The organism is Oceanobacillus sp. GQ8 (genome assembly GCF_059758495.1).
This window is the reverse complement of the sequence record NZ_JCAXEV010000003.1, coordinates 567,782-582,350: the sequence shown is the minus strand read 5'-3', so window position 1 is coordinate 582,350 and position 14,569 is coordinate 567,782. Positions and strand designations below refer to the sequence as shown.

Annotated in this window: 14 protein-coding genes and 1 tRNA gene; 9 read left to right on the top strand and 6 right to left on the bottom strand. The window is 40.2% G+C overall.

Translation table 11 applies throughout. The features are described from left to right. Genes rpoN through AC6CHS_RS11685 form a run of 3 tightly spaced genes read right to left on the bottom strand, consistent with a single transcriptional unit; the run spans position 1 to position 3,218 of the window. Complete coding sequence (gene rpoN / locus AC6CHS_RS11695; RefSeq protein ID WP_498236240.1) at positions 1-1,281, bottom strand: RNA polymerase factor sigma-54; 1,281 nt, start codon at positions 1,279-1,281, stop codon at positions 1-3. A gap of 60 nt (positions 1,282-1,341) precedes the next feature. Beyond that, positions 1,342-2,871: a solute symporter family protein gene (locus tag AC6CHS_RS11690; protein ID WP_498236238.1), complete on the bottom strand. Its 1,530-nt coding sequence runs from the start codon at positions 2,869-2,871 to the stop codon at positions 1,342-1,344. Continuing rightward, positions 2,868-3,218 (bottom strand): DUF485 domain-containing protein, encoded by a 351-nt coding sequence (locus AC6CHS_RS11685; RefSeq protein WP_498236236.1) that lies wholly within the window; start codon positions 3,216-3,218, stop codon positions 2,868-2,870. The genes AC6CHS_RS11690 and AC6CHS_RS11685 overlap by 4 nt, the downstream gene beginning before the upstream one ends. Positions 3,219-3,560: 342 nt before the next feature. On the opposite strand from AC6CHS_RS11685, the gene AC6CHS_RS11680 reads away from it, so the two are divergent. Continuing rightward, complete coding sequence (locus AC6CHS_RS11680; RefSeq protein ID WP_498236235.1) at positions 3,561-3,944, top strand: ribonuclease HI family protein; 384 nt, start codon at positions 3,561-3,563, stop codon at positions 3,942-3,944. 151 nt (positions 3,945-4,095) lie between these two features. Then, positions 4,096-4,962: a YitT family protein gene (locus AC6CHS_RS11675; RefSeq protein WP_498236233.1), complete on the top strand. Its 867-nt coding sequence runs from the start codon at positions 4,096-4,098 to the stop codon at positions 4,960-4,962. Positions 4,963-5,090: 128 nt separating this feature from the next. On the opposite strand, the gene AC6CHS_RS11670 is transcribed toward AC6CHS_RS11675, so the two are convergent. After that, positions 5,091-6,011: a fumarylacetoacetate hydrolase family protein gene (locus AC6CHS_RS11670; protein WP_498236231.1), complete on the bottom strand. Its 921-nt coding sequence runs from the start codon at positions 6,009-6,011 to the stop codon at positions 5,091-5,093. 20 nt (positions 6,012-6,031) lie between these two features. Beyond that, positions 6,032-6,787 (bottom strand): type I 3-dehydroquinate dehydratase, encoded by a 756-nt coding sequence (aroD, locus tag AC6CHS_RS11665; RefSeq protein WP_498236229.1) that lies wholly within the window; start codon positions 6,785-6,787, stop codon positions 6,032-6,034. Positions 6,788-6,970: 183 nt separating this feature from the next. Between aroD and AC6CHS_RS11660 the strand changes: the two genes are divergently transcribed. Next, complete coding sequence (locus AC6CHS_RS11660; protein ID WP_498236227.1) at positions 6,971-7,483, top strand: shikimate kinase; 513 nt, start codon at positions 6,971-6,973, stop codon at positions 7,481-7,483. Positions 7,484-7,603: 120 nt separating this feature from the next. On the opposite strand, the gene AC6CHS_RS11655 is transcribed toward AC6CHS_RS11660, so the two are convergent. Beyond that, positions 7,604-7,679: transfer RNA gene (locus AC6CHS_RS11655), tRNA-Arg, on the bottom strand. A 170-nt stretch (positions 7,680-7,849) separates the two neighbouring features. Between AC6CHS_RS11655 and AC6CHS_RS11650 the strand changes: the two genes are divergently transcribed. From AC6CHS_RS11650 to clpP, 6 genes are all read left to right on the top strand, one after another. Continuing rightward, on the top strand, positions 7,850-8,881 hold the full coding sequence (locus AC6CHS_RS11650) for an ABC transporter ATP-binding protein (RefSeq protein ID WP_498236225.1): 1,032 nt from the start codon (positions 7,850-7,852) through the stop codon (positions 8,879-8,881). Then, complete coding sequence (locus AC6CHS_RS11645; protein ID WP_498236223.1) at positions 8,850-9,830, top strand: ABC transporter ATP-binding protein; 981 nt, start codon at positions 8,850-8,852, stop codon at positions 9,828-9,830. Before AC6CHS_RS11650 ends, AC6CHS_RS11645 begins: the two co-directional genes overlap by 32 nt. 50 nt (positions 9,831-9,880) lie before the next feature. After that, complete coding sequence (locus AC6CHS_RS11640; protein WP_498236222.1) at positions 9,881-11,521, top strand: ABC transporter substrate-binding protein; 1,641 nt, start codon at positions 9,881-9,883, stop codon at positions 11,519-11,521. 64 nt (positions 11,522-11,585) lie between these two features. Then, positions 11,586-12,590, top strand: a complete 1,005-nt coding sequence (locus AC6CHS_RS11635; protein WP_498236220.1) for an ABC transporter permease — start codon at positions 11,586-11,588, stop codon at positions 12,588-12,590. Positions 12,591-12,625: 35 nt separating this feature from the next. Continuing rightward, positions 12,626-13,531 (top strand): nickel transporter permease, encoded by a 906-nt coding sequence (gene nikC / locus AC6CHS_RS11630; RefSeq protein ID WP_498236218.1) that lies wholly within the window; start codon positions 12,626-12,628, stop codon positions 13,529-13,531. A 384-nt stretch (positions 13,532-13,915) separates the two neighbouring features. After that, positions 13,916-14,524, top strand: a complete 609-nt coding sequence (clpP, locus tag AC6CHS_RS11625; protein WP_259343651.1) for an ATP-dependent Clp endopeptidase proteolytic subunit ClpP — start codon at positions 13,916-13,918, stop codon at positions 14,522-14,524. Positions 14,525-14,569 lie beyond the last annotated feature (45 nt).

The following is a 14,569-nucleotide window of genomic DNA, read 5'->3' as shown; positions in this document are numbered from 1 at the left end:
TCACGTTTCCTTTCTCTTGCTAGAAGATGGGATTTCTTGGTGCTCACGGTATTTCATTACTGTCCTTCTGGCGATGTGTAGCCCGTACACTGCCTCCAATTTTTCCTTAATCTCTCTATCTGATAATGGCTTCCGTTTATCTTCGTTTTTAACCAGGTCAGCGATTTGTTGTTTCACAACAATGGAAGAAGTTTTCGTACCATCTGCTTGTTGAATTCCTGATTGCAGAAAAAAATTTAATGGAAATACTCCACTTGCTGTTTGAATATATTTGTTTGAAACCGTTCTGCTTATCGTAGAAGTATGCAACTCAAGAACATCTGCAATTTCTTTTAGTGTTAAAGGTTGAAGCATGGACAAGCCATTTTCGAAAAAAGGAGATTGCTTCTCTATTATACAATGAATCACCCGTTCTAATGTATTAAGTCTATATGAAATAGCTTTTCTAAGTGATTCGACTTGGCTCCATTTATTATTAAAGTAACGTACAACGTCTTTTTCATCTGACACGAATTCTTTATAGTTTGGATTTATCTTTATGTAAGGGCTGCTCCAAGAAAAAAATGAAACATGCCATTTTCCGTGTTGCTTATAAATTGAAGCTTCCGGTGTGATATAGTTCGTCGTTTTGGTTGATATACGTTTCCCTGGTTTTGGATCGCAACTTCTAATCTTTGCCAACAAGCCTTCTACCTCAGGTTCAGACAAACTATAATATTTTGATATAGCTGAAACATCCCCTGCAGCAACCCAATTTAGTTTATCTTCTAACAAGTCTTGTAAAAAGTCAGGGTCGGGGGCATCTTGTGCTAATTGTAGGTAAATGCATTCGCTTAGTGACCTGGCCCCTATACCAGTTGGTTCCAACGACTGAATATACAGTAGTGCCTTTTCAGCGCTTTGCAGTGTTATGTCACATGCATTGGCCCAAAATTCCAAATCAATCTCAAGGTACCCGCTTTCATTTAATGAATCAATTCCATATAAAACGGCATGATGTATCTCCTTGGGTATAGTTAGCATATATAATTGCTTCTTTAATTTTTCATACATGGTTAATTCCTTCGCATTTAATTCGACAGGGGCTACTAGCCCCCCTCTAGATGGATGGGAATAGGAAACACCATCCTGATAAATAACTTCATCTATTAAAGGGTTTTCTTTTTCAATTTCCTTTATATATTCCATTAAATCAAAACTTGAATATTGCAATAATTGGAGAGACTGAAGAAGGGATTGGTTCATTTTACGTTCAAGTACCTGTTCTTGTAGTAAATTCATCCTTATCCCCCCTATATATACTCCAACTCTTATTTTGCCATAAAATCACAGTTCTTTCTACTATTCACGATACCCTGTGTTTGCTTTCACCTGGACTTCGGCATACCGTTTCAAGTCAACTTCTTTAGAGAAAACTGTTCCTAAATATCCCCCTAAGAAACCTAATGGAACTGATATTAAAGCCGGATTAGTTAACGGGAAGATAGGTTCCCCTACAAATAGTGCAGCGCCTTCGGTGGGGGAAAAAACGTTTGGACTAATTGCCACCAAAATTAATGCGGAAACTAACCCTAATACCATCGCTGTTACAGCACCACTTGTATTAAAACGCTTCCAGTATATCGTGTAAAGAATAACAGGTAAGTTCGCACTTGCTGCCACACAAAACGCTAACGATACTAAAAAGGCGACATTCATATTTTGAGCAAATAATGCAAGTAGAATGGAAAAGATAGAAACACCTAAAGAAGCATACCGTGCTGCCAACATTTGCTGCTTATCCGTTGCATTACCTTTTTTTATAATTTGTCCATAAATATCGTGTGCAAATGCAGAAGCTCCTGACAAAACTAACCCTGCAACAACTGCAAGTATTGTGGCGAAGGCTACCGCTGAAACGAATGACATTAACAAATTACCACCAAGTACTTCAGCCAATAAAGGTGCCGCCATGTTACCAGCCGGATTAGCTGCAGCTATAATTTCTTCGCCTACGAAAGCAGCTGCTCCAAACCCTAGGAAAATTGTTAAAATATAAAAAATCCCAACAACCCACGTAGCAGTAACGACGGAGCTTCTTGCTGTTCTAGCATTTTTCACTGTAAAGAAGCGCATTAAGATGTGAGGTAAACCAGCCGTTCCCAATACAAGTGCTACCATTAAGGAAATGGTGTCCAATGGAACGGTATACTTCAGCCCTGGGTTTAAGTAATCAGCCCCATGGGCCGTCGCTGTTTTCATTTCACTAAACATTCCAAGTATATTAAAGTTAAATTTTGCGAGTACCATAAAAGCAATAATAACAGTACCAATCATTAATAATACCGCTTTAATAATTTGAACCCAACTTGTCGCAGTCATGCCTCCAAATAATACATAAATTGTCATCATCACCCCAACTATTAGTACGGCGATCCAATAATCTATCCCGAATAATAGTTGGATGAGAGCACCTGCCCCTACGAGCTGCGCAATCATATAAAATATAACAATCGTAAGCGTACTTAGGGCAGCTATCCCCCTTACCTTTTTTGCATCAAATCTCGCATTTATCATGTCAGCAAGTGTGTATTTACCTAAGTTTCTCAAAGGCTCTGCTACTAAAAACATAACTACTAAGTACGCTATTAAAAAGCCAATACTGTAAAAGAAACCATCAAATCCATAAAGAGCAATGGCTCCAGCAATACCTAAAAAGGAAGCTGCAGACAAATAATCTCCAGCGATAGCAAGTCCATTTTGCCAACCGGTTAATCCGCCACCTGCCGTATAAAAATCACCAGTTGTTTGAGTCTTTTTAGCTGCAAAATAAGTAATAACCAATGTAGCGACCACAATGACTAAAAAAAGTGTTACAACCGTTCCGTTCATTCTTTCCCCTCCCCTAATTGGTCAGCTATTATTTCATCAGATTGTTTATCAAAATGCGCAGATTTTTTAACATAGATAACGCAAAATACCCACGTCATAATAAATTGCGCAAAAGCAAAGAGCCATGCCCAAGATATGTCACCTATCGCTGGAGAATTTAAAAAAGTGGTATAAGAGGTTAGAATCGGGAGTAGAAAATAGAATACTAAAAATATAATGGTTAACGGGACAATGAATCTTTTACGCTTTGCAAGTAAATTCTTAAATGAAGAACTTTCGGTGATTTTCTGATAGTCTGGTTTTCCTTCTGTATAACCTTCTTGTTTGTATCCGCTTTCATAATTCATCCTATCTCCTCCTTGTTTACATGCTCCATATGAGTACAAGCATGTTTTGAATAAATTAAATGGTATACTAATTTTTGTTAAGTTACAATAAATTTTAGGAATATTCTTTAAATTAGTAATATAGTCTTAGTCTAGATACTGAGATAGAGGAAGTTTGTCTTAAATGATAACTTTATAAACAGCAGAGCAGAATAGATAGAACCCATAGTATCGTTCCTTATGTCATACCTCAAATCTGAAAATCACGTTATACTTTGGTATAGTTAATATGGTGGTTTCGAGGGAATATCACAAATGGTTGTCGACAATATAAACACTAAAACGTTAGTAAGGATGATGAATGTGATTGAGGTTTATACAGATGGTGCCTCTCGTGGAGACCCAGGTAAAAGCGGGGCAGGTATATACATAAAACAAGGAAAAACTAAATTTGAGTATGCGATACCTTTAGAAGAACTTTCCAATCATGAGGCAGAATTTCTCGCAGTAATAAAAGCTTTGGAGATTTGTGAGGAGCATTATCCTGATGAGATTATTTCAATCCGGTCTGATTCGAAATTGGTGGTTGATGTTGTGGAAAAGAACTTTACCCGTAACCAAAGCTATAAGCCATTTTTAGAAACCATTGTCCAAAAATCTGCTACGTTTCCCTACTTTTTCATTAAATGGATACCCGAGAAGCAAAACTATCATGCAGACAGACTCGCTAAGCAAGCTATAAAGTAAAACTTCATTTGGCCGATCCCTACCTCCGGCATCAAATGTTGGTGGAATGAATGGGACCTTTACTGGTTAATTCCCCTTGCATTCTAAAATTGGGTCCTACTGCCAGTTAAGGCTAGATAAACGAAATACTGTAAACAAAGGAGTTTAGTTCATGCCACACCGTAAAAGAAAGAAAGAGAGCATTGCTCATCTTATTATGAGATACTTCATGCTTTTCATTGGCGCAGCTTTAGCAGCAGCCTCTATTGAGCTTTTTCTCGTCCCTAATGAAATTATTGATGGCGGGATTATCGGTACCTCCCTGTTAATCAACTATTTAACCGGTTTTAGCTTCGGGGTGCTTGTATTACTTATCAATATTCCTTTTTTGTATGCCGGACTAAAACGACTCGGGAAAGATTTTCTGTTTTCCTCACTATTTAGCATTCTCGCCCTTGCTATCGTTGAGTCATCCTTACACCATGTAGCACCCATAACAGATGACACTTTGCTGGCAACAGTATTTGGTGGTCTTTCACTTGGGGCAGGTGTTGGGATTGTCATCCGCAACTCCGGTGCATTGGATGGTACAGAAATCCTGGGTATTATATTATCGAGAAAAATCCCGTTCTCAGTCGGTGAATTTGTAATGTTTATTAACATTTTTATCTTTCTCTGGGCAGGATTTGTGCTTGGCTGGGAACAGGCAATGTTTTCCATCCTCACTTATTACATTGCATCCAAAACAATTGATGCAGTAGGGCAAGGATTTAATGAAACAAAAGCAGCCATAATTGTTTCCAATTTTACAAGCGAGATCGCTGATGAAATAGGAGAGACGCTTGGTAGAGGTGTAACCAAGCTGTATGGTCAAAACAGCTACCAGGAAACTGATACGGAAGTGATTTACGTAGTCGTGACTAGACTGGAAGTGGCCAAGCTGAAGGTGCTCATCCATGATATTGATCCAACGGCCTTTACGACCATAATGGATACGCAAGAAGTTCATGGAGGAAGATTCAAAAGCGTAGGTCACTAATTTATGAAAAGGTACGTTCAAAACACTTCTTAAAATGGAAATTTCTAAATCCTAACCGATGAATAAAAGCCAAGCGATCTATAATAATCGCTTGGCTTTTATTTTCATCTTCTATCTCCAAGCTAACTTTATCGCAGATCTTCAACGCGGTTTTCTAATTCTCCGATGTTCTCAATCTCAATCTTAACCGTATCACCGTCGTTCAAAAATCCTGGCGGGTCCATGGCGAACCCGACGCCGTTCGGGGTTCCAGTTAAAATAATATCCCCTGCTTCTAATGTCATGATCGACGAAATGAATTCAATAAGGTAAGGAATATCGAAAATCAAATGCTTTGTGTTCGATGCTTGGCGTTCTTCCCCATTTACAAATGTCTTTATTGCCAAATTAGCCGGATCAGGAATTTCATCTGCTGTTACAACCCATGGCCCAATAGGTGTACTGCGGTCAAGGGTTTTCCCCTGTAACCACTGCGGTGTACGTTTTTGTAGGTCTCGAGCAGAAATATCATTTCCTATTGTATAACCAAGAATATATTCACCAACATTTTCTTTATGTACATTGGAAGCTTCTTTGCCGATAACAATAGTCAGTTCAGCCTCATAATCAAGCTTGCTTGTTAAATGGCTTTTCTTAATGGCGTCCTCTGGCCCAATCAATGCATTGGAAAATTTCGCAAATAAGACGGGATAGTCTGGTACGTCACTTTTCATTTCTGCTGCATGCTCAGCATAATTTTTCCCCACACAGATGATCTTTCCAGGTCGTGAAATAGGCGAACCCAATTCGACCTCTCCCCTATCAAACTGCAATGGCTCCCCTTGTGTACGTTCAACAAAGTCCACAGCCTGTTTTGCTAGATCTAATGTATCTGGCCCAGCGAAAAAAAAGGCATTCGGGTCTGCTGGGAAATTCTCTGTAGCTTCTCCTCCTTGCGCAATCTCCATCTGTCTAAATGCTTCTTCTAGGTCCATTACTTTCTTTTTATCTAACATTGCCCCAATCCGAAATGGCGCATTTTTCCCTTTTCTATAGCTAACAAGTTTCATATTCTCACCTCTTTAATATTTTAGGAATGTTGATGGATAATATCTTGTACCTCTCTTAGTTGTGAGACGGAAATCTGACCAGGTGCAGATTGTTGCTTTCCTGCAGCAAATGTAGCAGCACTTCCAAAAACTTCTCCGGACAGACGGCTTAATAAACCTAGTTTCCCCATCGCCATAGTAATGACAGGCAGTCCTGATTCCTTCGCCTCCTGGGTCACATCCAATAGTGTTAGCAAATCCTTCACCGTTTGTGGCATTACGGCAATTTTAGGAATATCTGCACCAATTGAAACCATTTTTTGCAAACGAAAAAGCAAGGTTTCCTTTGCAGGTGTGTGGGTGAATTCATGGTTAGACAGGATAACCTTTACGCCTTGCTGTTTTGCATGGTTCATCATTTCTCGTAGCATGGTTTCATCTGTAAGTAATTCCATATCTACGAGTTCTACTCGTTTTGTATCGAGTACAGCTTTTATTAGATTAAAATAGTCCACTAAGGACATAGGGCAATTACCGCCCTCTTGTTCGGTTCGAAAGGTAAATAACAGTGGTGTGTTAGGTACCTTCTCGCGAATTAGGCTTAGCATATGCTCTACTGCAGCGTAATCTGCCACTCTATTAAAAGTATCTGCCCGCCATTCAATAATATCCGGATTCAGCTCTTTAATATAAGCGATCTCTTCCAGCAATTCGCTCTCAGAGTCTCCTGTAATGGGAACAATTATTTTTGGGGTCCCTTCTCCTATTGTAATGTGTTGTACCTTTATTGGTTTCATTTGTTATCCTCCAGTAGTATTTCTCTAAACCTATTCTATCATTTTAGCCCAACATTTTCAGATAATTTACAAGCTGTCTCTTTATATTATAAAAAAGGTGAATCTCTTACCATACAACGTTACAATATGATATCTTTCCCCTATACTAGAATAAATTAATTACATTGCGAAATGAGGGTGACCATGGAGCGAGAAGACAAGAAGAGCATTGCTTTAACTGGATTTATGGGGGTTGGGAAAACATCTATAGGACAAGCCTTAGCGAAAAAAACAGGGAGACAACTCATCGATATCGATGCAGAGATTGAAAGAGCACAACAGCTTCCTGTGCCGGAAATTTTTCGTAAATATGGCGAAGAATATTTTCGGGAAAAGGAAAAAGAAATGATTCAATCTTATAGTCAGGAAAAAAAGAAGGTTCTATCTTTAGGAGGCGGAGCGTTTCTGCAGCCTGAAGTGAGAGAAATTTGTATGGCATCCTGTTATGTTATCCATTTGGAACTATCCTGGGATAAATGGGTCGATCGGTGTGAACAACTCATCGAGACAAGACCCGTGCTACAAGGGAAGAGTCTTGATGAAATGAAAACTCTGTTTCATGCTAGAGAAAAAGTCTACCAGGAATACCATCTAAAAATTAACACGGACTATTTATCCATCGACGAAGCGGCCGACGAAATAATACATTCCTTATAAAGTGAAACTTCAATCAGTGGGGGTTTCATTCTTCCCCCACTGATTGTTAGTTGAACGAAGATAAATGAAAAAGAGACAGCTCTTGGTTTTTTTCCAAGAGCTGTCTCTTTCTTTTTATAGCGCGCCCGAAGGGATTCGAACCCCCGACAAACCTGGTACCGGAAACCAGTGCTCTATCCAACTGAGCTACGGGCGCAAATTCTATTTTTAAAATAAGACACATAGGCTATTATAACGCCCCTGAATATTAGATACAAGCTTTTTATAAAAAAAAGGCACGAAAGTACTGTTTTTTAACTAGTAAGTTATTAAACCGTGGGCATGTTTCATATAATTTATTAGCAGCAATCTATGAGGAGGAGTCCTATGCAAATTGATTCATCACTTCTTGAAGTAAGAAACCTGCATACACATTTTTTTACCAAGTCCGGTGTGGTGAAGGCAGTTGACGGGGTGGACTTTTCTGTGAAACCTGGAGAAACACTAGGAATAGTTGGCGAATCCGGTTCTGGAAAAAGTATCACGGCATTATCTATTCTTGGACTGATACCCTCTCCCCCTGGCCGGATTGTGGAAGGAGAGGTTTTATTTAAGGGAGAAGACTTATTAAGAAAATCACCCAAGGAGATGAGAGCCATACGTGGAAAGGAAATTGCAATGGTTTTTCAGGATCCGATGACTTCCCTTAACCCAGTACTTACCGTAGAAAGACAGCTGGTTGAAACCATTTTGGCACATGAAAAGCTAACTAGAAAACAGGCATTTGATCGGGCATTGGAGTTACTAGATCTCGTTGGAATTCCCGATGCACGAAACAGGATTCGTAATTACCCTCATGAATTCAGTGGGGGAATGAGGCAACGGGTTATGATCGCAATCGCTTTATCATGTAATCCGTCTCTGCTCATTGCAGATGAGCCAACTACCGCTTTAGACGTAACCATTCAAGCGCAAATTTTGGAGTTATTTAAGAAAATGCAGAAAGAACTCGATATGGCACTCGTTATGATTACACATGATCTTGGAGTGGTCGCCGAAGTTTGTGACAGGGTGATGGTAATGTACGCTGGAAAGCCAGCAGAGTACACGGAGACAAAAAAGTTATTCGATAATGGAAAACACCCTTATACACTTGGTCTCATGCACTCGATTCCTAAAATCACTGAAAAGAAGCAAAAACTTGAAGCTATTTCCGGGATGCCACCTGATTTGCGTTCTCTCCCTACTGGCTGCAATTTTGCACCACGATGTAAATTTGCAATGGAAAGCTGTCTGCATGCAGATCCCGAGTTAAAGAATGTAGAAGATAACCATGCAGTTAGATGCTTCCTTCATGACAAAGTTATTAGCGAGGAGGAATCCTTCAATGAAACCCCTATTGGAAGTGAAAGGTCTTAAAAAGCATTTTCCTACAAAAGGTACTTCGCTATTTTCACGTAATAAAGACATGGTAAAAGCAGTGGATGACATCTCTTTCACTGTAAAAGCTGGAGAAACACTGGGACTTGTGGGGGAAAGTGGCTGTGGCAAATCTACTGCTGGTAGATCTATTTTAAAATTGACCGAACCAACAGAGGGACAGCTCATCTATAAAGGAGAGGATATAACGGCTTTTCGCGGTGAACGTATGCGAAAGCTGCGACAGGAAATGCAGCTAATTTTTCAGGATCCTTATGCTTCCCTGAATCCAAGGAAGACAATTGAGCAGATCATTACGGAGCCAATGAAAATATTTCAGATGGAAAAAGCAGCACGTAAGCAAAAGCTGGACCGCTTACTAGATGTAGTTGGCTTAAGTTCCTATCACAAATCACGCTATCCCCACGAGTTTAGTGGCGGACAGAGGCAGCGTATCGGGATTGCCCGTTCATTGGCACTAGATCCTGAACTTGTCATATGTGATGAACCGGTTTCCGCCTTAGATGTATCCATTCAAGCCCAAGTTATAAACCTGTTAGAAGAACTTCAAGAGGAGTTTAAACTAACGTACATTTTTATTGCTCATGATTTAAGTGTTATCCATCATATTAGTGATCGAGTGGCGGTTATGTATTTAGGTGAACTGGTTGAGATTGGAGAGGCAGCAGAAGTCTATCAATCTCCTAAGCATCCTTATACACAGGCACTTCTATCTGCTGTACCAAAAGCAAACCCTCATCAAGAAAAGGAGAGAATCATCTTAAAAGGTGATCTACCATCCCCAGCGAATCCACCAAAGGGGTGCAAGTTTCATACTCGTTGTCCATTCGCAGAAGCAATTTGCCGCAGTGAAAAGCCAACTATGAAACAAGTGTCTTTAACAGGGCAAATGGCTGCCTGCCACTTTGCAAAGGAGGTGGTGAATTAATCATTTTGCTTCTAGAAACGTTGAAAGAAATCATACGAGGGGGATAAATAGTGATAAACAAAAAATGGTTAGGAATACTGGTCTTGTTGTTTGCAATGCTGCTTGCTGTCAGTGCATGTACTGGAGATGACACGGATTCTAGTAATGAAGAATCCAATGAAGAATCAGCAAATGAGGACGGCACAGAAGATGTAGCTGGTGAAAAAACACTTATATTCGGTCGTGGTGCGGATTCCATTCAATTAGACCCATCAAAAGTAACCGATGGCGAATCAATTTATGTTACAAATCAAATTTATGACACACTTGTACGTTACGAGGAAGACAGTACGGAAGTAAAACCTGCACTAGCAACAGAGTGGACGCCTAGTGAAGACGGGTTAACCTGGACTTTTAAGCTTAGAGATGATGTAACTTTCCATGACGGAAATGATTTCACAGCAGAAGATGTTGTATTTAATTTCGAGCGTTGGGCTACATCTGCGGAATATATTTATTACGGCTACATGTTCGGAGCTTCGGAAGAGGACTTAGGTGGGATTATAGAATCCGTGGAAGCTACTAGTGACTACGAGGTAACCTTCACGCTAAGTGAACCTAATGCTCCATTTTTACAAACCCTTGCAATGCCTCCTTTCGGAATTGCAAGCCCTAAAGCTGTTGAAGAACATGGAGAAGATTATTTCAAAAACCCTGTTGGAACAGGACCATTTGTATTCAGCGAATGGGTACCAGATGACAGCATTACGGTTACAAAAAACAATGACTATTTTGGAGATACAGCAAAGGTAGATAAAGTTATCTTCCGTACGATTCCTGATAATGGTGCGCGTTTTATGGAACTGCAGTCAGGTTCCATTGATATGATGACAGGGTTAAACCCTCAGGATATTCAAACGATAGATGCTGATGAAAGCTTACAGATTATCGAACGCCCATCCATGAATATTAGTTATATGGCGATGAACACGGATAAAGAGGGTCCACTTGCTGAAAAAGCTGTCCGTCAGGCGATTAACTTGGCTATCGATAAAGAAAAGCTTGTCTCCCTTTACGAAGGAATCGGCAAGCCTGCTAAAAACCCTCTTCCACCTTCGTTATGGGGATATAATGACGACATTGAAGACTATGGATATGATGTAGACAAAGCGAAAGAACTGCTCGCGGAAGCAGGCTACGCTGATGGTTTTGATATTACATTAAATACGTTCTCTAACCCAAGACCATACATGCCTCAACCTAAAGTAAGTGCACAAGCAATCCAAGAAATGCTAAAAGAAGTAAACATTAATGTAGAGGTCATTGAAAGTGATTGGGACACACATTTGTCTCTAACAGAAAATGGCGAACATGACATGGCGTTTTTAGGCTGGACCGGCGATAACGGAGATCCAGACAATTTCCTCTATGTTTTACTCGATAAGGACAATGCAAAAATGGGTTCAGCTGGAAATATTGCATTCTATAAGAGTGATGAAGTTCATGATTTATTGAAGGCAGCCCAAACCGAGATGGACCAAGAAAAACGAACAGAATTATACTTGGAAGCACAAAAAATAATTCATGAGGATGCACCATGGTTCCCAATTGCCCATACAACACCGCCAATCGCAGCAAACAACAAAGTTGTTAATTATGTGCCACACTCAACTGGAAGTGAACCTTTTAATATGCTGGATATTCAAGAGTAATTTTCAACAGGAATGGTGCCGTGGGACTACAACGGCGCCATTCCAATAAAAGGAGGTGTGTTTGATGCTAAAATATATTACCAAACGCTTGCTGATGCTCATACCTGTTCTTATTGGTGTATCCATTATTACGTTCTCACTCATTCATTTAATTCCTGGCGATCCTGCACGTAGTATGCTTGGAGAAAAGGCAACAGAGGAGCAGTTGAGTGCGTTACGCCAAGAGCTCGGGCTGAACGATCCGTACATTGTTCAATACGGTCGTTTTTTAGGGGATATACTTCAGGGAGATTTGGGACAATCTATCCAATCAAAGGAATCCATTGGATATGAATTGTTACATAAGCTACCAGCAACTGTAGAGCTGACCTTATTTGCTATGTTACTTGCTGTCAGCATCGGTATTCTCGCGGGTGTAATTGCAGCAGTAAAGCAATATTCCTGGTTTGATAACATCAGTATGACAGGAGCTTTATTTGGTGTGTCACTCCCCATCTTCTGGCTTGGTCTTATGATGATTTGGTTCTTCTCCGTCAAACTAAATATTCTCCCCCCTTCTGGCAGACTGACACCAGGCATCGAAATAAATACCATAACAAATTTCTATCTGCTAGATAGTCTTTTGACAGGGAATTTCCGTGCATTTAAAGATGCCTTTTTACATTTACTAATGCCTGGTATCGCTTTAGGGACTATACCAATGGCTATTATTGCACGAATGACACGCTCCAGCATGTTGGAAGTGATGAAGCAAGACTATATTCGTACCGCAGATGCCAAGGGATTAAAAACACGACTGATTATCTTTCACCATGCCTTAAAAAATGCTTTTCTTCCTGTACTTACAGTTATCGGATTGCAATTCGGTCTATTGCTAGGAGGGGCCGTGCTTACCGAAACGATATTTTCATGGCCAGGCATCGGACGATATGTGTATTTGGCCGTTTTGGGAAGGGATTATCCCGTTGTGCAAAGCACAATCTTAATTGTCGCAACGATATTTGTACTCGTTAACTTATTAACAGACCTCCTGTATAAGTATTTTGATCCGAGGATTCGTTATGAATAATTGCGTTGCAGGACATTTGAAAGGATGTGATTAAGATGGCGCCTACTCCAGAACCCGTAACAAATACAGCCAGTGGAGAATCCATAAAAGCTTCTAAACCTATTCCCTTGTGGCTTGAAGCGGGGTTTCGAATAATAAAGAGTAAAACAGCCCTTATCGGTGTGATTATCATTGTGTTACTTGTTCTAACTGCTATTCTGGCACCTGTGATTGCTACACATAGCCCGACTGCCCAAGATATCGTCAATCGCTATCAGGCCCCCTCGTCAGACCATTTACTCGGAACAGACGAACTTGGCAGAGACATATTTTCTAGGATTGTTTTTGGGACAAGGATCTCTATCCAAATTGGAGTCATTGCGGTAGGTATTTCACTCGCTATTGGTGTTTTACTTGGAGGAATCGCTGGCTATTATGGACGTTGGATTGATCAAATCGTCATGCGCTTTATTGACATTATGATGGCATTCCCAAGTATTCTCATGGCAATCGCATTGGTTGCTGTACTTGGTCCGAGTTTACAAAATGCTATGATTGCGGTTGGGATTGTGGGAATTCCACAATTTGCGAGGATTGTACGTTCGGCAGTGTTATCTATTAAAGAGAATGAATATATTGAGGCAGCTAAATCAATTGGGGCTAAACATGGCAGAATTCTTATACAGCATGTTCTTCCAAATTGTGTTGCACCGATCATCGTGCAGGCTACACTCGGCGTTGGAACTGCCATATTGGATGCAGCTGGATTGAGCTTCCTTGGTCTTGGTGCTCAGCCGCCAACACCTGAATGGGGTGCAATGTTAAGTGATGGACGGGCTGCGATACAAAATGCTCCTTGGGTTGTTGCCTTTCCGGGTCTTGCAATTTTCTTTGTCGTCCTTGGCTTTAATTTATTTGGCGATGGACTAAGGGATGCCCTAGATCCTCGATTAAAACAATAATTTTATGACGACGTGAATTAAGATCTACCCATCTCCTCCCCCGTCTCGTACCCCCGAAACATCACGATGAGGAGATGGGTTTATTTTCCTTAGAATAAGGGAAAGATGGAATGAGTATAAAGTGAAACTTCATTTGATGAGGGTGTTCCCTATCTTCCCTACCAAATGTTAGTTGAACGAATCAGACCTTTTCTGGCAGTTGCCCCCACTTTGTATGATGGATTTCCCCTGCATTTTTAAAGTGGTGGTCTTAAGCCAGTTAAGGCGGAATACATACCGCTCTACTAATAAGGTGAAACCTGTCGAACTATTTTATTTGACCTTTTTTGACCTATTAGGTATGATAAGTATATCCAATCCAAAACATGGATAAAAGTGAAACAATTGAAGGAGGATTTACAAATGAATTTAATTCCTACAGTTATTGAACAAACGAATCGTGGAGAACGCGCCTATGATATTTACTCACGTCTATTAAAAGACCGCATTATTATGCTGGGAAGTGCGATTGATGATAATGTAGCAAATTCGATCGTAGCACAATTGCTTTTCCTTGAGGCAGAAGATCCTGAGAAAGATATTTCCCTATACATCAACTCACCTGGTGGATCAATCACAGCGGGTATGGCTATTTTTGATACAATGCAGTTTATCAAATCAGATGTTTCTACCATCTGTACTGGGATGGCAGCATCAATGGGAGCATTCCTACTTGCAGCAGGTGAAAAAGGAAAGCGTTATGCACTTCCTAATAGTGAAGTTATGATTCATCAGCCACTTGGCGGTACGCAAGGTCAAGCTACTGATATTGAAATTCATGCAAAACGTATCATTCAGATGCGTGAAAAAATTAATGAAATCCTATCTGAACGTACTGGACAGCCAATTGAAGTTATTGAGCGTGATACAGATCGCGATAACTTTATGACAGCTCAAAGATCAGTTGACTATGGTCTAATTGACAAGATTTTAGAACGTAATACAGATAAATAATTGGAAATTAAAAATGTCCCCCATCGCTCATCTTGTAGCGAAGGG